This window comes from Paenibacillus uliginis N3/975, assembly GCF_900177425.1.
Taxonomy (GTDB): domain Bacteria; phylum Bacillota; class Bacilli; order Paenibacillales; family Paenibacillaceae; genus Paenibacillus_AQ; species Paenibacillus_AQ uliginis.
The window spans coordinates 4067191-4090028 of record NZ_LT840184.1; the positions used below are offsets into that span (position 1 = coordinate 4067191).

Genomic DNA, 22838 nt, shown 5'->3' on the forward strand with positions numbered 1-22838 from the left:
AGGCGGGGTCCGGAAATGGAGTTAAAGGTTAATCAAAGTAATCTATCCTTATTTGTTGCGCTGGCCTCAGAAACTCGAATTCGAATGATCGAAATGCTGAGTAAAGAAAGCCTCAACATCAGAGAGATGGCTCAAAGACTAGACATGTCCTCTGCAATCGTGACTAAGCATGTCCAGCAGCTTGAAGAAGCTGGAATCATTCATACAGAGATGACAGCAGGCAAGCGCGGGATGCAGAAACAGTGCTCGCTTCGACTGGATACCGCGACATTAATTTTCAAAACCTCCAAAACACCAGAAGAGCCTACGCAGGATCAGAACTCATATTCCGTGTCTATTCCTGTGGGACAGTACACCGAATATCAAGTCAAACCTACATGTGGACTGGCCTCCGAGACGAAGCTGATCGGAATGCGAGATGACCCGCGATACTTCGCCGAACCTGAACATGTGAAAGCACAGCATATTTGGTTCGCTAGCGGGTATGTGGAGTACCGTATACCGAATTACATGACAGGTAGAAACAACATCACTAATCTTCGCATATCCCTTGAGATCGGTTCGGAAGCGCCCGGCTATGCGGAGGATTGGGCATCAGACATCTCGTTCTTGGTAAACGACACTCTCGTATGCATGTGGACTTCTCCTGGTGATTTCGGGAGCATACGCGGCAAGCTTACTCCCACATGGTGGGAACCAGGCAGCACTCAGCATGGCCTGCTCAAGACACTGCTCATTACTTCTTCCGGTACGTATATGGACGGAGTCCTGCTGTCCGATGTGTGCATTCAAGATATTCCGATCCAGCCGACCGAGGAACTCCGGTTCCGTATCAGTTCCCCGGAAGATGCCCGAAATGCGGGCGGCGTCAGTCTGTTCGGCAGATGTTTCGGCAATTATGAGCAGGACATTCAGGTGAAGATCAGTTATTAGGAGGAAAACTGGATAGGAATTGATTAAGGAGCTGCAACACCAATTTCTAAATATCGTCTCGGACTCCAAAATGAGGATTCCTCTATCATTTCACTGAACATAATCGGGTAGGAGGATACCCATTAGTTGAGTAGCCGACCCGAGTCCTTTGAGGGTATTATTCCCGAGGGATTTAGAGAGGATTGGGCTATTGGATATTCTCCAATAGCTCTTTCTTGTGTATGCCTATTCCCATGCTTTCTGTTTCTGGATTCTGAGTGATTGCAACATCGCGAACTTTGTCTTCACTCGTTTCCATTGTTTCCAGTAGATCATGCGAATTCGCCTTCTCATCCATTTGTCCGTAGTTTCGAGCAGTTTCTTCGTGTCGGCTATTTTGAAGTAGTTGATCCATCCCATAGTGTAGCGTCTAAGCTTCTCTGCTCGGTCTTTATTCCCCACTCCATTGCTTCTTCTGTCATTCCTTACAGTTGGATTCGTCGCAAAACCATCTTACGGAATGTTCAGATGTTTTTCTATTATTCAAGCACTCCTCGGGTCTACTAGGCAGAACTCCAAGGCGCTATGGCCATATTCATGGTTAATCTAAAACGAATATTGAAGCTGTTGAAGCAAGAATCCAACAATATAGGCCAGCTTAGATAATAAAAAGACGACCTTTACCCCCAGCAAACTGGGAATGAAGGTTGTCTTCTGATTCGTACTTCTTAACTACTCCGAAAAACTACAAGTTTCTTCAGTGCCTCATTAAACTGCCTGTTTTGTTTCTTATCCAAACGTTATAAGTTCAAGTGTGCGGGAAACCGTAATTAACTACGTCCTGCTTCGCTACTCAGCTGCCTCTTCAAAGTCTGAATCGCGCCAATATGCAGCCCTTCATGAAAAATGGTTCTGATGAGTACCTGCTCAATGGTATGCATCCCCATTTCTGTCGGAACAAACTCCTCCTCCATATGATCCTGATACCTCTCCTGAATGATGCGTGGCTGCTGTTGCAAAATCGGAATGAGCTTGGAAAATGTCGGAGTTTCATCATTGAACCGGGAAGGGCTGGAACCATAACCAAACCATTCATTGAATGTCATAGGGATAGGCATTTCCTCTTTCGTGAGTGCTCGGATCCATAAATATTGATCCACACAAATATGACCCAGATTCCAACGGATATTATTATTAAACCCTTTAGGAATAATCTCGGCCTCTGTCTCAGATAGCCCTGCAACCATTTCCAGCAGCTCGCTTCGGTATGTATTCAACTGCTCAAACAAGACCTCATGCCTTCTTTCCATACATGCACACCTTCCTTTTTGTTTGACGGATTGTCAAGCGAAGTGCGACAGCTCCCCCATGAAAGCTTCGTGAGCAGACTTCTAGCCCAGACATTTGCGAGCCCGGTTATTGATGAGAGAGACAGCGTACGCCAGCTCTTCATCCGTAACCATGGAAAAATCATATCCTTTAGGGAAGAACTCCCGAAGAAGGCCATTACCGTTTTCGTTGGAGCCTCGCTGCCAAGAGGAGTAGGGGTCTGCAAAGTACATCTGCACGCCATGGAAGTGCTCCAGATTTGCATAACAGGCGAACTCTTTTCCTCGGTCTGAAGTAGCTGTTAGCATTGCTGAGGCCGGGTATTGGCTAGCGAGAACACCAAAGGCGACTTCCATAGAATGAGCCGATTGGGCATTTGAGAGCCAAATACATCCGGGTTTTCCGTTCCACGAAGCTGGCAACACAAGCCTTGCTATTGCCGCGACTGGACACTACGGTATCGAGTTCCCAGTGGCCAAAGGTGGTCCGTTTTCGGACTTCTTTAGGGCGCTGGCTAATCGGGGTACCGACGAGGAAGCGACCTCGTGTTTCCACTGGCTTTTGCCGCTTGCCTTTATGCCGTAGAACCTTAACCTCTCTAGCTGCGAGACGCCCCGTGTAGAGCCATCTGTAGATCGTTTTGAAGCAGACAAAAGGCTTACCTTCGACTCGTCGTCTTTCTGCAATCTGCTCGGGGGACCAGGTTTCCTTCAGCTTGTGGTTGATTTCTTCTGCAAGCTCGGAAGTATACTTACCCTTGGGCCCGTTCGAAGCTCTGCGTTCCAAAGACGCCTGCTGGGCTGAGCGTGCTTCGTATTCCTTACCTTTTCGACCTCGATTGATTTCTCGGCCGATGGTGGAAGGATGACGGCCAAGCTTTTGGGCAATTTCACGCAGAGAGCATTTCATTTGTACGAGCAGTTCTAGTTTGGATCGTTCCGTTATGGTAAGATGTTTGTAACCCATGGTGAGATTCTCCTTGTGTAATGGTGAGTGTGGTAACTTCCATTTTACACGAATCCAACATGGGCTTTTGTTTTTTTAGGCGTCGCACTTCATATTACAATCCGTCGTTTTTAAAAGAATTAAATAAAAATCTGGGGATTCCTCCCATATTAACAAACAAGTCGAAGGGGTTACTCATTGCTCGAATTCGCTCGCGACTATTTATTCTTGTTGAGAATTATACTAGTAATTAGGATGTTATTCGTAATTAATAAATAAATAGTCTTGATTATGTTCATGGAGATTTCCGATAACGTTCCCGTATTCACGAACCCGAGAGGCTTAAGCTGCTCCAGCGATCAAGCGCAGTGATTGCCCAGACATGTCGCCAGACTTGCTTCGCAGGGTTGTCTGCTTGCCAATTTCTTCCTCGAATTCTCTTCTGCAGACCAGGGCGTAGCCTGCAGTGTGAATGTTGTGTTATACGAAGACTTGCCCTGTCGATAAACCCCACTAAACTTCTTCGAATGTACTTTCGAAAAAGGGCCCTTCAACATCATTTATATAGTTTTCAATAATCTTTCTCATTGGTTGAGGAAGAAGGTTATGTCGGTCCATCTCATTTATGGGTATCCAATAAAATTCTAAATGGCTCTCTTTTGATTCTGGATTCTTTCTATAATCTGCGTTTTCTAATTTAGTAATAAAAATATGGTTTATCTCTTGATGATATGTTCCTTCATCTTCGTGTTCAGCTTCTACTGCTCCTATATACGGCCCGACTTCACTTATTAAACCAAGTTCTTCATTTATCTCTCTATACAAAGAGGTTCTAATACTTTCATGAAACTCAACATGTCCTCCTGGTAAAAATGTGTTATCCATTCCTATGCAATGGGCAACTAAAAGATGGTTATCGGTTAATATGACTCCTCGAGCCAGCACGTGGTACTTATGTGGCTGTTCTTCTTTTATCATCTTGAAGTCTCCTTCTAAAATTGTTGGTTTTAAAAGGGTTAGCACGTTTTTGCTTAACGTTCTTGTACTCACGAACCCGAGAACCTTAAGGGACCTAGTCCCGGCCGCGAAGCGGTTAGGTTCACAGGGTTGTCTGACTGATTCAACTTCCTCGAAATGCCTCGGGCAGACCAAGGCTCCGTCAGGGGCCACAGCGCGAATATTTTGTTATGCAAAGGTCCTGCTTCCTGATCAACCTACAATAGGGTCTTCTTTAAAATGACTTATATCTCCATGTAAAATAATATTTGTTTTATTCATTTCGAATTCAATCTTACATAAACAGGCTGGATGTATATACGGAGGATTCCAAATATCCTTTATAGGTCGATCTTCAAAATATGCCATAAGCAATTTAACTACAACGGTATGAGTTACTATCAATATTGATTTACCTTGGTTTTTATCAATAATTTGATGTAATTGTTTTATTGCTCGTTTCGATACATCCTGAAAAGTTTCGCTACTCTGTACATTAAACTTCTCTGGATCCTGCCAAAAATAGTGAAATTGCTCCGGATATAACTCCTTAACTGCTTCTTGACGTTTACCTTCCCAAACTCCTAAATTAATCTCTTTCAAATTATCATTTTCAATTATTTCGATTTCCCTTAAACCCCTTATTAGTTCAGCTGTTCTTTCGGCTCTACGACTTGAACTTGAATAAATAATATCTATCTGCTCATTCTGTATTGATTCACCTAACCATTGAGCTTGTTTAACCCCTAAATCTGTTAATGGAGAGTCTTGATGTCCTTGTAATTTATGTTCGACATTCCATTCTGTCTATCCATGTCTTACATATTCTAGCCGAAAAAAAGCCCTAGCCTTTAGGCATGGGATGAATCGGCTTAGGGCAAGGGCTGTCATTAGACAGCTTAATTGCCCTACACTGCCAGTTAGGGTATAGTGAACGTATGCTCGCTCTTTGAAAATAGTATACATATGCGGTTGTGGCGACTAACTCTTTCGCCACGTAAAATGTATGAAGTCGTCAAGAACAAGACGCTAAAACATTTGAGCAAACAACCTGTCTCATCTGGTAACAGGGTGAGAGCCTAAGATGCTATATGCACTGTCTTAGGAGGGGCGATGACACGCCCTAAACTTGAGAGTTGTCCAAAACAGAAATGGATTGAGGGCGTTAACTACTCAAGAATCCTATCTGTGCCTGCAAACTTGCCCCTTTAGGGGTGGGAGTGTCAATAAGTAAATTGTAGTTGTTTTATTATTCATCATCGAATCCTTTCTCAGATATAATCTTTAGTCTTTCAGATTTATATGAATATATGTTCTCAGGACTTTCGCATAACGTTCTTGCATTCACGAACCCTCACCGGCTTAGATAACTCTTATCTTAGTCGGTACAGGGTTATCCGCTAAATCAGCTGCTTCGAATCTATTTCCCACGGACCGAGGGCCGTATGGATCGATGCGTGAATGTATTGTTAGGCGGTGTAATATGCCCCTCAGTATTATCCTTCAAGATCAGTATACTCAATTATTTGTTTCGCGTATTTATCCCATTCTTTAGAATCAGTATTTATCTCAATTGATGGCACTTTAGACAATTTAACTTGTTCTCTTAATAGTTTTTGTGTTTCTACTAGTTCATTACATGCATTTATAATCTCTTCTTTCGGTTTTCCTTTCCACAATCCAGCATCTCTGCTCATTATTCTTTCCTCAACAATATCATCCGAAATGGTCAACAATGCACATTTCGCATTAAGTACAACCAAATTCTGTTCTAATTCTACAATTTCATTGCTTAACGTATCGCTAAAGGCTACTCTGTGATTTAGATGAAAACGCTCTAGAACAAAAAACAATCCTCTTGATTTACGAGAAAATGGGCCTAACCCGATAGCCCATTCATTTAATCTCTTTAACATTTCTGCTCTTTCTTGCAGTAACTTAATATGATCGGACCTCCCTAAAGATAAAAAATCTCCGTTCACATTATTTAAAACTTGAGAATAGTGCTCTCCCAGAACAATAAGACTTCGTTCTGCACTTTCATCTTGAGACATCATTAATTTTATTGTTCTTAATAATGAAGTTTTCCCAGAGTTTGAATAACCCTCAAGGATTATTCCTCTAATATGCATCTAAGAATTCCCCCTTAAAAAAGTATTTGCATATGATTTCACCTAACGTTCCGGGTATTCATGAACCTGCGTCAGCAGGTTGTCAGTGACCAAGCCACATAGTGAATTCGCTATTTCTGACCGAGGCTGAGCCGATGCATGAATACTGTGTTATTGGATGGATACGTCATCTTTGATATACTTTCTGAATTATACTCGTGACATTATTAATCTTTCATTACAACTTCTTTTTCAAAAAATATTGTTTTATTCCATCTGGGTATTCATCATTAACTCCAAATATCTCATAACCCATATTCTTATAAAATTCCGGAGATTGATAGGTAAAAGTGCAAGTATGGGCAAATGTACATCCGAGTTCTTTCCCCAATCTTTCTGCTTCAGTCAACATAACTTTTCCATATCCTTTATGTCTATATTCATCAGCTATCCAAAAAACATCAAGATACAATCCGTATAACCAAGTTTCACAAAACAAACCGCCCATTGCTTTTCCCGATTCATCTTTTAAATATAAATTTATATCCTTCCCAGGTTTTTTTAATAATTCATTGGTTGCGCGAACATTATACTGATATAAATTATTACAAACCTCTTCATAATCAGTGTCATTCGATTCTAGTGTGATCTTGATATTTTCAAAAATGATATCAGACATATTATTCTCCCTCATAAACACATAAGTATTTTTATTAATAATTTCCTTGCGTATCTTTCCGATAACGTTCTTGTATCTACGAACCCTCACGCTTAAGGTCCGATAGGAACGGCCGCGATGCGGTTAGCCAGTGCAAGGTTGTCTGCCCGCAGCGTAGATACATTTTATAGAATGTCAGCGCTTTCTTCGAAATGCCTACATTATTAGTTAATCATACTTCTCCTGTAGTTCAAATCCTTACGAACAAAGCACAATCCATTGTCAATCATCCTTAAATAATTGGATTGTAATCGCCACTAAAATGAAATCGGTAGTCATTATCGATACGGATATAGCCAAGTATGCAACGCCACCTATCTCTGTAGAAAACGCTGGAGTAATTCTGATTATCTCTGTTACCCTCTGCAACTAATATTTCTTTGTCATCGCATGCTAAAACAATACCTATATGATCGTGTGAGACATCGGTTAGCAATTTTTCGTAGATCACGATATCGCCGCGTTGAGGAGTAAACCCATTCTGCCCATCAAAACAAAGAAATCCGGTTTCAGGTAACTGTGCCCAATCTAACCAAGCCCCTACCCCAGCCAGCCGATACATACCATTCGGGTCTCGAATCGGTAGTTGAAATCCAGCTTGCATGCAGCAGTGATACACGAAAGCAGCGCACCAATTGCTCTGTAATACTTTATAGATACCTTGATCAGGCCAATAGTTACAGATTTCTCGATATCGTTCATCTCCCGGCACTCCAATGATGTTCTCTCTCCCAAGTGCTTCCGCAATATCAGCCAATTTACTGCGTCTGTCCGTGTTCTGGAGAATCCCTCTCTTGTCACTGTCATGCATCTCGTCCGAAAAATCTTCTGGAATCGCCAATTCACGAAACACATTCCGAAGTCTACTAACATCCTGCTGCGATAAAATACGGCTCGAATTCTGAAAGTACAGCTGCATCACATATGCATCCTTGACGATTTCTTCATATGGACCATGGACCCTACTTCTGTCCCCTCGATGAAAGATTGCCTTTAGGATTGTGGTCTGCTCTTCTTTAGTAAAAATATTCATATCTCTTAATAGAGGTCTTACGGTCTCGGCACTGTTGGGACCAGGAAACTCATGGATTCCGGTTTTATAGTAATAATAATCGTGAAGTAATCCTATGATTGCTGCCAATTCCTGATTTTGTCCTCTTTTCTTTGCAAGCATTGAGGAAAAGTTAGACACCCCGTTCAAATGAACACACGCTTCCTGTCTCTGGAGTATGCTAACCATTGATATGATCATTTCTTGAACAAGTACACGAACACTGTCAAGTCGCTTATTTGCTTTTGATCCCATTTGTTCACTCACTGTAAATTTTCGCCTCCTCACTTCTACAATTTTTAATAATAGCTTTATTATTCAATACCATTATTATGTTAGAGTCTATATTTACTTCGGTGAATCTGGAGCTGGTTTCCTATAACGTTCCCGTATTCACGAACCCTCACTAGCTTAAGGCGACGAAGTCGCCGGGTCCGACGTACTTAGCCAATGCAGGGTTGTCCGCCTGACTCCGCCTTCATGCGCCAATCTCCTCTGGTGGACCAAGAGACGACGCCAGTCGGCCTACTGCGTGATATTATGTTATTGGATTTCAGCGCATTCCATTAAAAAGTTACATATGCTTTAATGATTGGTTTATTATAGTTATCCTCGTTTCCAATCATCTGGGACAAGCAACCATAAACCAGGCATAACACACTTATTTCCTTCTATATATTCAGCGGGTGTGTATTTAAAAGGTTCTTTCAATAGGTCTTGAATTGCCTTCAATGTATCCGAATTCGTTAAAGAAACCAATTCCTTATCATAAAATATTGAGTCTACACTTTTCTTATCAACCTCATACAGATCATTCTGCAACTCACTGAACCAACCATCATAATATTCAGACTTTGGACCACCCATTCCATGGGGACATCCTAATGATTCAGCACTATCCGGGTTTACATAACACCATCATGAAACATCGGTAACAAGTATACCTATAACTGATAGTTCACTAATAAAGTTCTCTAACTTATCCTTCATAACGATGCAGTCTATATATCCATTGCCAACGGGTTCAACTTTATATAGCTCAAATAATTTTTCTAACCGTTTAATTATATCTGTCTTTTCAGATTCTAAATGATCGAAATAATTCATATAGTATGGTCCACCTATTTTGTATTGATTTGCGCTGATTTCCTATAACGTTTCTGCATTCACGACGTTCAAGCGGCTTAAAACAGCGTAGCTGCCGGGTGGCTTCGCCACTTAGCCTTGCAGGGTTGTCTGCTGAATCCACTTCTCCGAAAACCTTCGGGCAGACCAAGGGGCGTAGCGACGCGGCGTAGATATAGTGTTATATGATAGTGATGCCTCCATTGAATTTCTTACATATTTTTAGATCGTTTTTCAATATTGTTTTGATACATGTTTTTACATGTGTTATTATAAGTTAATAAAAACCAAGTGCGCTAACACTTGGTCCATACAATTGGCTTGGATGGGTATTCCCTTCTTGGTCAGTACGGAACAAACCCACCTTCGACTTCCAATCTTAGGGTGGGTTTTTACTTTCTCTTGTTGTTATTAATGTAGGTTAAAAGAGCAAGAATGAATGATCCAAATAGGAGGAACATAATCGTTAATGCATCCTTAACTTCCATGGCTTCACCTCCTTTCGAAGGGAAACCATGCCCACCCAAGATTCAATTGTAGTTATATTTTACCTTTATTTACATCTACGCACAAGTGTTCTTATATTGTTTTTATAAGTTTTTGGAATTGTATTGTGCATCCCTTTCACATAACGTTGTTGTATTCACGAACCCGAGAGGGGAGGCTTAAGGTCGCTGAGCGACCGGGTGGCTCCGCCACTTAGCCTCGTAGGGTTTCGCCTGATTCCACGCCCCTGTCTAACGCATCTGGCGACCAAGAAGCGTATCTTTACAGCGTAAATACATTGTTAGCTGATGTTGATCTCTTCTTTGAAGTACACTCAAGCTTTCTTTAAATATTGATCTCTTCCCAATTGAGTACAACATAAATAAATGAAAGGATTACAATTATCACGTAAATAATATTGATTATGTAATTTGATTTTGAAGCTCTTAACTTATCATGAAAGGTTTTTATATCGATTTCTCCATTCTCATATCTCAATTTCAAATTCACAAATGTCTTCATTAAAATAATAAATTCATAGAACCCCAAAATCCCCCACAAGGTACTGCAAAATATTAAGCCTGCAAAAGAAGTTGAGGTAACTATTTTCATGCCTATATCCGTCGCAAAAATAAAAGATAATTTCATTATTACTGCAAGAACAAATATCATTATTCCTATAACACTAAAAAATGGAGGACGCATTAATCGTATTAATAGACTCATCATCTCACCCCTTATGGTCAATTTCAGCTAACATCTTATCTACGAACTTCGTGAACACTTCCATATTACGCGTATTACCGCACTTCGTAAATATACCTCTCACAAAGGGATTTGCGAATCATTCACTGAGCAAATCACTTATGAACTTTTGAAAAAAACACACATGTATGGATATATTCCTCAAGAGATTTATAGTTCGAGGCATTTTTCAAGTTCGGCTTATACGTTACCTCTTTGTCTCTGGCCATATGAATTGCCTAAGCTGCCTTGAATGAGGAAGAAAAAAGGCTATCCCACAATCATCTTTAATGACTGTAGGATAGCCTTATTCGTTGTCGCGGACAACTTTTGTCGAGCTATTTATGCACAACAACCGCTTTGGTTACATTGAGCTCCGGATACGTAGCCATGACATCCGGCAAGTCGTTCAAGTGAAAGCAGTGGCTGATGAGCGGTTCGATCCGCACGATGCCTTGCGCGATGAGCGCAATCGCCTCCTCGTGCGTGTACGGATTGATGAACGAGCCCATGATACGCAGCTCTTTGCTGAAAATTTCGTACGGTGAGAAGCTTGCGCTCGCATCCGGCGAGGCGACGCCGAAGAGCAGCACTTGGCCTCCCTTGCGCGCCGCTGCGACAGCCAGCTCGACCGATTCGGGCCGGCCGACGCATTCGATGACGACGTCGGCGGAGTCCAGCAGCCCGGCCGCCTCTTCGGTGTCAAACGGCGACACAACGGCATGCGCGCCGAGCGCCAGCAACGCTTCTCGCTTATGCGAATTCGGCTCGCTCACCGTAATGTGCGAGACACCCGCCGCCTTGACGAGCTGCAGGAATAACTGGCCGATGAAGCCACCACCTGCGATCAGCACGTGCTGATTCGGCCGCAGATCCAGCTTCTTGTAGCCGTGCAGCACACAACCAAGCGGCTCGACCATAGCCCCCTCCATCAAACTGACGTGATCCGGCAGCTTGTAGCAGTTGGCCGCCGGCACGACACACATCTCGCCCATACCACCGTCCCTTGTCACGCCGACGGCTTGCAGCCGGTCGCACAGATGAGCACGCCCACCGCGGCAATATTCGCATGACCCGCAATACATATTCGGGTCGACCGATACCCGGTCGCCCGGCTGCAGAGCCGTGACTGGTTCCCCCACAGCCTCGACGACACCCGCCAGCTCATGGCCGAGCACAATCGGCGGCTCGACCTCCGCTGATCCCGGATGGCCGTGATAAATATGCTGGTCTGTGCCGCAAATACCGCAGCAGGCGACACGCACCATAACCTCGTCTTTACCGAGCGTCCTTTCAACCCACTCCATCACTTCCATGTTCAACGTACCACGAAGAACCGCTGCCTTCATGCTCTCATCCCTTTTCTCCGAAATATTGATGTCCGGCTCAAGAGCCTACCAACTGACCGCTCCAAGCCTCAACCTGTTATTATTGGTCACCCGCGCGCGCTGTTCCCGATCACATTCAAAGCGGACACGCTCAATGTCTCCCATGGGATCGGCTTACCGTCAGATTGCGTTACCGATATTTCCTTCGTCTGCCCCGGTAGAAGATCGAAGAAATTATCGCTCAGCACTATCCACTCCTCATCAAGCTCCAGCTTGACCATGCGAGCTACCCGATCCGTTGTCACCCTGATAACAGCGGCCGCCTTGTCTACTTCCACCCGAAGCTGGGCCGAGTCGAAGCGCATATCCTTGTAATCTCGCAAGTAGATGAAGTTATCCTCCGTGGCGCCACTTCCCGAGCTCGCCACACATACGACGTCTGACGCATCAGCTCCACACGTGAGCTCCGCTTCGGACAACGAAGCGACCTGTACCTTGCCGTTAGCCGGTACGGACAGATCGAATTCGCGCTCTGACAATACCGTGCCATCCATCCGGTACACCGTCAGCTGCACCGTATCGTCATAGTTCTGAATGCGGTCATTCAGCGCCCACAACACAAACTCCTGATCGGCATCATGATCCACCGTCAGCAACACATGCGCAAAAAATTTACGCGAATAATGATACGCCGCCTTCGGCAGTCCGTAGTAATCGATGACCGACCAACTCGTTCCTGGCCAGCAGTCGTTCAATTGCCAGAACAGCGCGCCGCTCGTGTCCGGCTTATTGCGGCGGTAATGCTCGATACCGTACTTAAGCCCTTCCGCCTGCGTCAGCATGGAATAATTCATATATTCTTCTATATTGGTGGGCGCGCCCGTATATCCTTCCATGAGCAAAATACCCTTCGGATGGTGGATATCCTTGTTGCGGTACATCATCTCTTCGCTGCCCCAATAGAACTGGCTTTCCGGAATGTTGCGCTGCAGCGTATAGCGGTTAGACGACGCGTGCATGCCGAATTCGCTCGCGAACTTCGTTGTATCGCCCTTAAACTTTTTGAACGACAAACCTTCCACACTGTAGTCCTGCACCTGCGGCTCACCGAACACCCGCGGCTCGATATTGCCATGCCACACCTGCCAATTGTGGGTGTCACCCTCCTCGCGTGAATTGTGATCGTTGCCCCCATACGGCGAGCTCGGCCAGTACAGACGTGTCGGGTCAAGTGTGTCGAGTAGAGCTGGCATCAGCTCGTGGTAAATCTTCTCACCATAGAACGGATGAGGGATTTCCCCGCTCGCATGAAGCGCCTCATACAACCAGTCATTCTCGTTGTTGCCACACCAGATTGCAAGGCATGTCCGGCTGCGCAGCCGCTTGACAACTTGCTCGATTTCGTGGCGCACATTATTCATGAAGTTTTGATTGTAGTCCGGATAGAGCGCGCAGGCAAACATAAAATCCTGCCAGACAAGTAACCCTAGTCTATCGCATTCGTCGTAAAATATGTCACGCTCGTAGATACCGCCGCCCCAGACGCGCAGCATGTTCATGTTGGCGTCCTTCGCCATCCGAATCAGATGGCTGTAACGGGCGTCGGGCACTGCCGCAATAAAGCTGTCAATCGGAATCCAGTTCGCCCCCTTGGCGAACAGTTTCACACCGTTCAGCACAAATGTGAAGGCATGGCGGCCCTCCTCGTCGCGCCGCATCAGCTCCAACGTGCGAATACCGAACCGCTCTTCATGCACATCAACCGCTTCACTTTCGCTCAGCAGTGACACCTTTAACTGATACAGATATGGGTCACCCAGATCATGCGTCCACCATAGCGAAGGATTCGGCACCCGCAGAGTAACATCACCAGCCAAGCCATTCGCACAAATAGCTCCATCCTGCACGAGTCCCGTATTACGCTCAAGCGAGAACGACTCTGCTGCTACTTGTTTTCCCGTAGCATCCAGCAATTCTACGTAGGCCGAGTAGACCTTGCCCCGTTCAAACGCCCGCACGTCAACCGTTACGTCCACGGTTGCTTCTCTATCCGTTACTTCAACTGTTCGTGCAAATACGCTCTCTACATAAGCATGACGACGCTTGACGAGATGCACATCTTTCCAGATGCCCGCACAGACTAGTCGCGGACCCCAGTCCCAGCCATAATGGCTCTGCGCCTTGCGCGTCCAGATCCGTTTCTTACTGAATCCGGACCAATAATACTGCATCTTGTCCTTGGCATGCAGATGCACTGGGTCGATTTTAATTGCCAACACATTTTTACCCTTCTTCAGCTCCCGCGTCGCCTCAAATGAATGGGAGATAAACATGTTGTCCGTAGAGCCCAGCTCCACCCCGTTCAAATATACGGTCGCGAACGTATCTAGCCCTTCGAAGAGCAGCTCCATCCGCTCTCCGGCATCCATCTCACCATCCCAGGTAAATACAGTACGGTACCACCATACCTTTTCCTCGACCCATCGGCACTGCTGATCGTTGTGTCCATAGAACGGATCTGCGATAATGCCCCGCTCGATCAGCGTCGTATGAACGTCACCAGGCACCTTCGTCGTCATCCAGAAATAATCGATATAGTCGGGCGAAGCAACCTCCAAATCGCGTGCTTCACCAACGTTGAAATCGCGCAGCTTCCAGTTCTCGTTTAGTTTCATTTCCTTCTCCTATCCAGAAGACGCCAAAACCGTCTTGGTTTTGGCGTCTTCTCTTCACTCTATTTCTATAGGATTACAAATAAGTTAAGCTATCCAAAATTTCTTTCACGCTAAGCTCAGCGCATGCCATCGATGTATCGGCCACACCGTAATACATTTTCACCGTATCGCCTTCAACGACGGCCCCGCAAGAGAAGACAACGTCGCCAAAGAAGCCCTTCTTCTCATAGTCCGCATCCGGCTCCATAACAGGTTGTCCGGAACGAGCGATAACTTTTGTCGGGTCGTTCAAATCCAGCAGAACGGCGCCCATGCAGTAACGGTGCTCCTTCGTTGCACCATGGTAGAGTTCAAGCCATCCCTTTTCTGTCTTAAACGGCACAGCGCCGCCGCCCATACGGCCGCCATCCCACATTCCCGGACGCAGTCCGAGCAGATGCTTGTGGTTGCCCCAATAAAGCAGGTTCTCCGACTCGGCAATCCAGATTTCCGGGTTACCAATACTCTTTGTTGTCGGACGGTGCAGCGCATAATATTTGCCGTTGATTTTCTCCGGGAAGATGAGCACATCTTTATTGTCCGGGCCAAAAATCATGCCGTGATGTGTCACATTCACGAAGTCCTTTGTCGATACCATCGATTCGCCGACACCAACCGGAGATACGGCGGAGAAATAGATGTAATAAGTGTCGCCGATTTGTGTCACGCGGGGATCTTCGATCCCGAACGTTTCAAGCGAAGTGGACGGATAGACGAATGGCTCGTCGTCGATTGTAAAGTTGTGCCCGTCCTTGCTACGCGCGATACGGATATAAGAGATTGAAGTCAAATATTCAAATGTTGCACTTTGCGCCTTGTTACGGATGACGCGCGGATCGGAGAAGTCGTAACGCTCGTCATCTGTACGCAGCTCGATCAGGTCAAGCTCCTTCGTCTCCGGATTAAACACCGGTGCTTTAACGATGTTCGGATCGTTGCTTATCGGACGCTCCGCTACGCGCAGCAGCAAGAGCGTCTCCCCATTATAAGTCGCAACGCCCGCGTTGAACGCGCCAATGACTTCAAAGTCGTCGCGATGTGGCTTAACGTCAGCCGGCGTAATAAGCGGATTTTCTTCATAGCGGTAAATGTTCATTGATGTAGACTCCTTAAGCAAAATGTTAACCCTATTAAGCCTGTTCAAATTTCTCAAACGGATCAGCAATGGTCAGCCGATGCGCTTCCGCATCGCTGATGCCGGCGTACAGTGTAGCCGTTCCGTCTTCATTGCGTACGAGACCGCCACTGAATACGACGTCCTCAAGGTCACTACGCTTTGCAGCTCCCGGAAGAAACTTGTTCCGGACAGCGATCAGTTCGATGTCGGAAAATTGGCCCGTTGCCGGGTCGAGAGCGAATACCATCGGATAATAGTGGCGATCGCCTTGTGCATCGAAGCTGGCGACATGGCCCAGTACGCCGAGGTACCCATTATTCAGCAGGTGCGCCTCGTTGGCGCCTCCCCACTCTTCGTCGGTAAATTGTCCGTCAAGCAGCGGCGTTTCATTAATAAGATCGATTGATAAGTCCTCCAAACGGTTCACACGGGAAAAGCCGATCTTGCCACGGCCGCCCTTGTCTCCCTGTGGTCTGGTAAAGACGCCAATGCTGCCATCCTTCAGCTCGACGAGTCGCAGGTCTTTCATGCCGTCCGGTCCTGTAAAGAACGGTTGAAGCGAAGCAATGTTCTTGCCTTTATAAAATACGGTACGCCACATGAGCGCGTTTTCCATCGTTGGATGCGGATAAATCTGCACACCGCCGAGTACCAACTCGCCGCCGATGTGCGTTTGGAACGGATCCTGCAGCGTAAACATTGGCGCCCCTTCTCGCGGCACCCATTTTCCTTCCAGCTCGACGAAGAAATGGACTTCTGAATGCTCGCTGTCACGCGATTCTACGCGTCCAGCAATAACCTGCTCCCCTTCGTCTTCAAATGGGGCCGTAATATTGTAAACATCTTTGTCACCAACTCCGGTGAACACCAATTTCTCCGCTTTCTCTGCTAGCGGTGCATGCTCGTTATATTCCTGCAACAGTGTTTCACATGTCTTTACACTGCCTTTGTTTAACTCCATGTGGGTATATCTCCTTCACTGATTAATTCCGCTTATCCATATGGCCGCTTCGTGCGGCCCAAGAATAAACGATTCGATATCTGCTGCCGAATCACGGCTTGACGACAAGGCCAAGCGTGACTCGCCTGCCAGCAGCTCTTCGGGTGAAAGCTCCAACGGCTTCGCCCCGAAGTTGAGCACGACGAGGGCTTCTTCGCCGGCCGCACGCTTGACGTACATCAAGGCATCTTCTCGGCGTTCCAACCGCGCATAATCACCGTCGTGCAGCGCCGGATGCTGGCGGCGGAGCGCAATAAGCTTGCGATAGAACGCATAAAGCGAATCGGCCGACTGCTTCCCGGTTTGCACGTTCAGTACGCTGTGGTTCGACCCCATGCCGATCCAAGGCGGAACTGGCGAGAAGCCACCGTAGACGTCTTCGTTCCACTGCATCGGCGTCCGCGATTTATCCCGACACTTCGCATTAGCCGCCCGCAGAGCCTCGTCAGCTGTCTTGCCACTCTCCAGCGCCAGTTGAAAAGTGGTTAGCCCCTGGATGTCGCGCATATCTTCAATCCGCTCTGCCGTGAAATCACGCATCCCAATTTCGTCACCATAATAGAGGAACGGTACGCCCTTCGCCGTTAGCATCAGCGTAGCGATCAGCTTTGCCCGCTTCTCTTCCAGCTCCGAACCCCCGTCACCGAACCGGGAAATATGTCGCGGCATGTCATGGCTGCTAAAGAACAGCGTTGGTAGCTGATCGGGTGCGTGAATGTCTTCCATCTTTCGCAGTTCTTCATAGAGACGGCCTGGTGACAATGTCTCCTGGCTGCCCAGATTGAAGTTGAACACGACGTCAAGCAGTCCGCTGCCACTGTAGCGGCTCAGCACGTCCATATCCTCTGAACCGACTTCACCAACCATGAACGTTCCTTCCCGCTCATGCACGTAAGCACAAATATCCGCGATCGCGTCCAAAATGCCGTCTTGGTCCTTATCGTATACATGCTCCTGCTCGCCCTTGTCCGAGTCATACGGATTATCCGTAAATGACCCGGAAACCTTCAGGAAATTGATCACATCAAGCCGGAAGCCGTCGATGCCCTTGTCGAGCCAGAAGCCCATAACGTCCTTCATCGCCGTTCGCACCTCGGGATGCGCCCAGTTCAGATCTACCTGCTCTTTTGCAAAGGCGTGATAGTAATACTGTCCGGTCGATTTGTCGTATTCCCATGCTGATCCACCAAAAAATGATTCCCAGTTGTTCGGCGGGCCGCCGTTCACCGGATCTTTCCAGATGTACCAATCGCGCTTTGGATTCGAGCGAGATGAACGGGACTCATGAAACCAAGCATGATCCGCCGACGTATGGTTCAGCACGAGGTCGACAATAACTTTAATTCCCCGGGTATGCGCCTCGTGAATGAATTTATCGAAATCCTCCATCGTGCCATAATCAGGATCGATGGCAGTATAGTCGGCGATATCGTAGCCGTTATCCACCTTTGGCGAACGGTAGAATGGCGTCAGCCAGAGGCCGTCCACGCCTAGCTCCTGCAAATCATCGAGCTTTGACGTAATACCGGCGAAATCGCCGATGCCGTCCGCATTGCCGTCGCAAAAGCTCGGCATGTAAATTTCATAGAAAACGGCTGATTTCCACCACGGCGTTTCCATTTTCTCCACTCCCCATGCTTGACCCAGTTACTTGCAAGTGCTAGTTACTTAAGGCTGAACTGCATACCCTCTTTAAACTTCTTACCGAAGATGAGGAACATGATAATAATCGGCAGCGTCAAGAGCACCGAAGCCGCATACAGCGGGCCTGGATACCCGCCGTAAGGACCGAACATCTGCGACAGGAGTACGTTCAGCGTCAGCATGTTGTCGCTCCGTACAACGATCATGTCCCACAGGAGCTCTGTCCAACGTTCCATGAGCAGGAACAGGAAGATGACGGCCGTAATGGAACGCGACATTGGCAGCATGATGCGGTACAAAATCTTGAAGTCGGACGCTCCGTCCAACTTCGCCGCCTCAATGAACACCGTCGGAACCGCCTTGAAGAAGTTCGTATACATAAAGATAGCCCACAAGCTGACCGCTTTCGGAATGATCAGCGCCCAGTACGTGTCGTACAACCCAACCTTCTGAATAACGAGGAAGTTCGGGATGAGCAAAATGATCGCCGGGAAGAACATGTGAAACAACACGAAGTTGTTTATCGTATCTCTCCCCTTGAAATTAAGCTTAGACAACGCATACGCGACCATAACCCCGAAGAGCATCATAAGCGCCGTCGAAGCAACAGAAACGATAACGCTGTTGAAGAATGAATTTAGCCACGGCCTTGCAATGCCGACTTCCCCGCCCGTAAAGAGCCATTCGTACGATTTCAGGGAAAAAGTGGACGGCACGAGCTGGCGGTCGACCTGCGACCAATCGGCAAACGAGTTCAACACCATATACAAGTACGGGTATACCATGACCAGAAGCAGAAGCGTGGCAATGATATAACGGACTGTTAAACGGTACTTGTTGTTTTGTTTAGACCCAACCATTTCGCTTACCCCACATTTCTAGCAGTTTTTTGATGACAAAAATGGAAATGAACGTCACGACAGATGCCATTATGGCGATTGCTGATGCATAACCTGCCTGCAAGTTTTTGAATGCTTGATTGTAAATCTCCATCTGCCATGTGTTTGTGGCGAAGTTCGGTCCACCGCCCGTCAGCTGGTATACCTCCGTAAAGATGCCGAAAGTAACGCCGAATGACAAAATAAGTGTTGTGTACATCGCCGGATACAGCAAAGGAAGCGTGACCTTCCAAAAGCGCTGACGGTCCGTTACTCCGTCAATCGCCGCGGCCTCATATACTTCCTTGTCAATACTCTCAAGACCAGAAGTCAGAATGAGCGCATAGTATCCGGTAAATTTCCAGGCGATGATAAGCGCTACGATGAACAACGCCGACATCGGAGAGCCGAGCCAGTTGATGTCGAGCCCAAACTTATCACGCAGGAAGACGTTTATCGGACTGTTAAAGGACAAAAAGCCCTTCGCAATCAGCGACGCCACGACGCCTGAAGATAGGTACGGCAGAAAGAAGCCAATCAAGTACAGGCTGCGGAACTTTGGCAGTCCCTGTACAAGCACCGCCACCCCGAGCGACATAATGGTTACAAGCGGCACAAAGACGAGCATGAACTTGTATGTGACCCAGAAGGATGATTGCACGCCTGGTGAAGCTAGTGCTTTGGCAAAGTTTTTCAACCCTACGATGTCAAATGTCGGTGAAATCAAATCCCAGTTCGTAAACGAGAGAAAAAACGACCAAATCAGCGGTCCCAAAAAGAATATAAGTGAAAAAACAAGGTAGGGGCTGGCAAAAAGCCAGCCTAACCTATTGTTGCTTTTATTAATCATTGTTGAAGTTCCCCTTCAATCGCCTTCTTCATGTTCTCCCAACCGGTCTTCGGATCGATCTCGCCCCTAACCACTTTATTGAACGCTTCTTGTCCAATCAGTGTTTGCAGTTCGTTGTAACGGGCGTTATCGATAGCCGGGATCCCTTGTGGAACCGACTTCGCATACGGCTCAAGCTCTGGCGATTTCTCCATAATTGTCTTGAATTCAGGCAATTCCGCCAAGTCGTCGCGTGCCGGAGGCAAGTTCGTCGTTTCGAACCATTTCGCGTCGTTCTTCGCATCAGAGAATACCCACTTCAGGAACTCGGCACCTGCTTCCTGCTCTTCCTTCGGAGTGCTGGCAAACATAACGAGGCCCTTCGCGTCAGAGAACGTCTTCGCTTCAGCCTGGTTCATTCCGTCCGGAACCGGAGGCAGAGAAAGCGTAAAGTTTTCATTGTACTTCATTTCCGGGAATTTCTCTTTCCAATAGTTAAATGTCCATGGACCAAGATCCGTGAAGATGCCGGTACCCGACTCAAATGGATCTGTTACGTTTTTCGACAAAATTGCTTTTTCTTTGCGCAGGTTGTCAACAAACTCCAACACTTGGATACCTGCAGCATCGTCAGCTACGAAATTGTTTCCTTCAATGAACTTATTGCCATCGGAAGCAGCGTTGTACAGCATAAAGAAGTCGAACCAGCGCTTCCAAGCCGTAGGATCTTCAAGATCCGCACCTTTAGCCCATACGTATTTGTCAGGGTATTTAGCTTTCAGCTTTTTCGCCACGTCCAGCACTTCGCTATACGTTTTTGGCGGCTCGTTGTAGCCAAGCTCCTTCAAAATGTCAAGGCGCCAGCCGAACAACATCGGGTTGGAGTAAATTGGAATCACATATTGGTTATCGTCGGAAAATTTCCAAGGTTCGATCGTGTTTTTCATGTTGCGGCCAGATACGATTTCTTCATATTGTGGCAGTGTATTGAGTGGTACGAGCGCCTTGCTGTTCGCAAGCTGAGCCGCGAAGCCACGGTTGATGTTCTCCGAAATGGTTGGTGCGCTTCCGCCGGCAATCGCCGCCTGAATGCTCGCCTCTGAGCTTGGCGATTCTTTGATCGCGCTGACGTTTACTTTAACCTTCGGATTGACTTGCTCGTAAGCCTTAGCCATTTCCATCCAAAACGCCTGCTGCGGAGGATTCGGCGCAGCCCAGAACTCGATGGTCGTAACTCCATCTGCGGCTTTGTTAGGCGCTTCTGACTTGCCGCAAGCGGCCAAGACGGAAGCGATCATCGTTAATGCAAGCAAGATTGACAGTTTCTTCTTCATTAAACAAACCTCCTGAGAATGACTTCAGTGTAACAAAATTCATTACAATGTTAATTGTAACGTTACAAAATAAATTACAAACTAACTGAAAGCGTTTGTAGTCACATTATTATTTATTTTTTCAAGTTTGTCAATGCCTTATCAGCATTTTTTGACATGATTTAATAATGATCTACAAATCATTTACTTTCAATTCTTACTTTACTATTTATATTTGTAACGTTACAATACAGTCAATAATGATGTTTTGTAATTTTGAGTTATATGGCATAATTTATATTAGTAGTGATTACAGGCAACGAAGTTTTTATTACGCGAAGTATCATGATGAAGAGGTAATTTTTCAAATAACTTCTACTAGTATGAGAAATTTCCATAGCTTTTTATGCACAACTAACAATATGTAAACTTTTTTGAAACGTCGTTCTTTTTTGAGACATCGTTTCTTAAGACCACCGTTATAGAGAGGAAGGGTCCATCCCTTATGAAATCGAAAGTTACGATGCAAGATATCGCCGACCGGCTGAACATTTCCAAAAATTCTGTGTCACAGGCCCTGTCTGGCAAGGATGGAGTCAGCGAAGAAACTCGCCAGCTTATCGTCGATATAGCGGAGCAGATGGGGTACGTATACCCCGCTGCACGTAAGAAACGACGAATGGAGACTTCCGGCAATATCGCCCTGATTGCTTCTGATTTTGCGTTTGCTCGGAAGAGTTTTTTCGGGGAAATTTATTTGAGTGTGGAACAAGAGACAAGACAGCGCGGCAAACATCTACTTATCCAATCAATCGATAAAGATTCAGAGAGCTTGCTCATCCTGCCTTCTTTCCTAGAAAATCAGGACGTGGACGGCATACTCATTTTATCTCATCTGAGTACCTCCTATACGAACGCAGTTATCGACACAGACATCCCGACCGTCCTGATAGACCATCATCATCCGGCCATTCAGGCGGACTGCATATTGACGAACAACCGATTCAGTGCTTATGAGGCCACTCATCATTTAATCGAACTCGGTCACCGGAATATCGGCTTTATGGGTAACATCGATTTCTCGCCCAGCTATTACGAGCGTATGGAAGGATTCCGGCTTGCACTGCACGATTACGGTATCGAAGCCAACCCAGACTGGATCATAACAGATGCCATCGAGCAATCGGAATATATCATGAAGAAAATGACAACTGTCAGCACTCAACCTACCGCTTGGTTTTGCGTAAACGACGGCCTTGGCTTTCTCGTCAACTCCACGCTACACCAGCTCGGCTATCAGGTGCCAGATGACGTATCCGTTTGCAGCTTCGACAACGGGCAACTGTCTCGCTTGTCGACGCCGCTAACGACAACGATGGATGTTGATTTGAAACTGTTCGGACGCAAGGCGGTAGAGCAGCTGTTCTGGCGTATGGATCACAAGCATGAGCCATACATGGAACTATTGCTGCCAACGAAGCTTATTACAAGAGAATCGACCGCAGCGCCACGACCTGCAAAATAGTAACACACATAAAGCGAAGCCATTCCATTTACGATGGGATGGCTTCTTTTGTTGTATTAAGAAAAATCGGCCA

At 46.4% G+C, this 22838-nt stretch carries 19 protein-coding genes and 2 pseudogenes; 2 read left to right on the forward strand and 19 right to left on the reverse strand.

The window, feature by feature from the left end; translation table 11 throughout:
• Positions 1–15 precede the first annotated feature (15 nt).
• Positions 16–933, forward strand: coding sequence for an ArsR/SmtB family transcription factor (locus B9N86_RS19340; protein WP_208914770.1), 918 nt, complete (start codon positions 16–18; stop codon positions 931–933).
• 225 nt (positions 934–1158) lie between these two features.
• On the opposite strand, the gene B9N86_RS30035 is transcribed toward B9N86_RS19340, so the two are convergent.
• The 19 genes and pseudogenes from B9N86_RS30035 to B9N86_RS19430 all read right to left on the reverse strand — a co-directional run bounded on the left by B9N86_RS30035 (position 1159) and on the right by B9N86_RS19430 (position 21261).
• A complete protein-coding gene (locus B9N86_RS30035; protein WP_425298617.1) occupies positions 1159–1332 on the reverse strand; it encodes a group II intron maturase-specific domain-containing protein in 174 nt (57 codons plus the stop codon).
• Positions 1333–1742: 410 nt separating this feature from the next.
• The gene (locus B9N86_RS19350) at positions 1743–2222 is read right to left on the reverse strand and encodes a DinB family protein (RefSeq protein ID WP_208914771.1); all 480 of its coding nucleotides are present in this window, start codon (positions 2220–2222) and stop codon (positions 1743–1745) included.
• Between the two features lie 81 nt (positions 2223–2303).
• Positions 2304–3207 (reverse strand): annotated as a pseudogene (locus B9N86_RS19355) (IS30 family transposase).
• 492 nt (positions 3208–3699) lie between these two features.
• Positions 3700–4356 (reverse strand): NUDIX domain-containing protein, encoded by a 657-nt coding sequence (locus B9N86_RS19360; protein ID WP_244562761.1) that lies wholly within the window; start codon positions 4354–4356, stop codon positions 3700–3702.
• A gap of 39 nt (positions 4357–4395) precedes the next feature.
• Positions 4396–4977, reverse strand: a pseudogene (locus B9N86_RS19365) (histidine phosphatase family protein); the annotation flags it as partial.
• Between the two features lie 701 nt (positions 4978–5678).
• The gene (locus B9N86_RS19370) at positions 5679–6314 is read right to left on the reverse strand and encodes a hypothetical protein (protein ID WP_208914773.1); all 636 of its coding nucleotides are present in this window, start codon (positions 6312–6314) and stop codon (positions 5679–5681) included.
• 217 nt (positions 6315–6531) lie between these two features.
• Positions 6532–6972, reverse strand: a complete 441-nt coding sequence (locus B9N86_RS19375) for a GNAT family N-acetyltransferase (protein WP_208914774.1) — start codon at positions 6970–6972, stop codon at positions 6532–6534.
• Positions 6973–7243: 271 nt separating this feature from the next.
• Complete coding sequence (locus B9N86_RS19380; RefSeq protein WP_244562762.1) at positions 7244–8329, reverse strand: CHAP domain-containing protein; 1086 nt, start codon at positions 8327–8329, stop codon at positions 7244–7246.
• 339 nt (positions 8330–8668) lie between these two features.
• Positions 8669–8929: a hypothetical protein gene (locus B9N86_RS19385; protein ID WP_208914775.1), complete on the reverse strand. Its 261-nt coding sequence runs from the start codon at positions 8927–8929 to the stop codon at positions 8669–8671.
• 51 nt (positions 8930–8980) lie between these two features.
• A complete protein-coding gene (locus B9N86_RS19390) occupies positions 8981–9169 on the reverse strand; it encodes a hypothetical protein (protein WP_208914776.1) in 189 nt (62 codons plus the stop codon).
• Positions 9170–9579: 410 nt separating this feature from the next.
• Complete coding sequence (gene comI, locus B9N86_RS30440) at positions 9580–9675, reverse strand: competence inhibitor ComI (protein WP_244562763.1); 96 nt, start codon at positions 9673–9675, stop codon at positions 9580–9582.
• A 1080-nt stretch (positions 9676–10755) separates the two neighbouring features.
• The gene (locus B9N86_RS19395) at positions 10756–11733 is read right to left on the reverse strand and encodes a zinc-dependent alcohol dehydrogenase family protein (RefSeq protein ID WP_244563157.1); all 978 of its coding nucleotides are present in this window, start codon (positions 11731–11733) and stop codon (positions 10756–10758) included.
• A 119-nt stretch (positions 11734–11852) separates the two neighbouring features.
• On the reverse strand, positions 11853–14420 hold the full coding sequence (locus B9N86_RS19400; protein WP_208914778.1) for a beta-mannosidase: 2568 nt from the start codon (positions 14418–14420) through the stop codon (positions 11853–11855).
• Positions 14421–14493: 73 nt separating this feature from the next.
• Entirely contained in the window at positions 14494–15555 is a 1062-nt protein-coding gene (locus tag B9N86_RS19405) for a BtaManbiosPhlase (RefSeq protein ID WP_208914779.1), read from the reverse strand.
• A gap of 34 nt (positions 15556–15589) precedes the next feature.
• Positions 15590–16537: an MTP-1 family protein gene (locus B9N86_RS19410; RefSeq protein ID WP_208914780.1), complete on the reverse strand. Its 948-nt coding sequence runs from the start codon at positions 16535–16537 to the stop codon at positions 15590–15592.
• A 15-nt stretch (positions 16538–16552) separates the two neighbouring features.
• The gene (locus B9N86_RS19415; RefSeq protein ID WP_208914781.1) at positions 16553–18196 is read right to left on the reverse strand and encodes an alpha-glucosidase; all 1644 of its coding nucleotides are present in this window, start codon (positions 18194–18196) and stop codon (positions 16553–16555) included.
• 44 nt (positions 18197–18240) lie between these two features.
• Complete coding sequence (locus B9N86_RS19420) at positions 18241–19080, reverse strand: carbohydrate ABC transporter permease (RefSeq protein WP_208914782.1); 840 nt, start codon at positions 19078–19080, stop codon at positions 18241–18243.
• Entirely contained in the window at positions 19067–19945 is an 879-nt protein-coding gene (locus B9N86_RS19425; protein ID WP_241933888.1) for a carbohydrate ABC transporter permease, read from the reverse strand. The genes B9N86_RS19420 and B9N86_RS19425 overlap by 14 nt, the downstream gene beginning before the upstream one ends.
• Positions 19945–21261, reverse strand: a complete 1317-nt coding sequence (locus B9N86_RS19430; protein ID WP_208914784.1) for an ABC transporter substrate-binding protein — start codon at positions 21259–21261, stop codon at positions 19945–19947. The genes B9N86_RS19425 and B9N86_RS19430 overlap by 1 nt, the downstream gene beginning before the upstream one ends.
• Before the next feature lie 484 nt (positions 21262–21745).
• On the opposite strand from B9N86_RS19430, the gene B9N86_RS19435 reads away from it, so the two are divergent.
• On the forward strand, positions 21746–22765 hold the full coding sequence (locus tag B9N86_RS19435) for a LacI family DNA-binding transcriptional regulator (RefSeq protein WP_208914785.1): 1020 nt from the start codon (positions 21746–21748) through the stop codon (positions 22763–22765).
• The last annotated feature ends 73 nt before the right edge of the window (positions 22766–22838 follow it).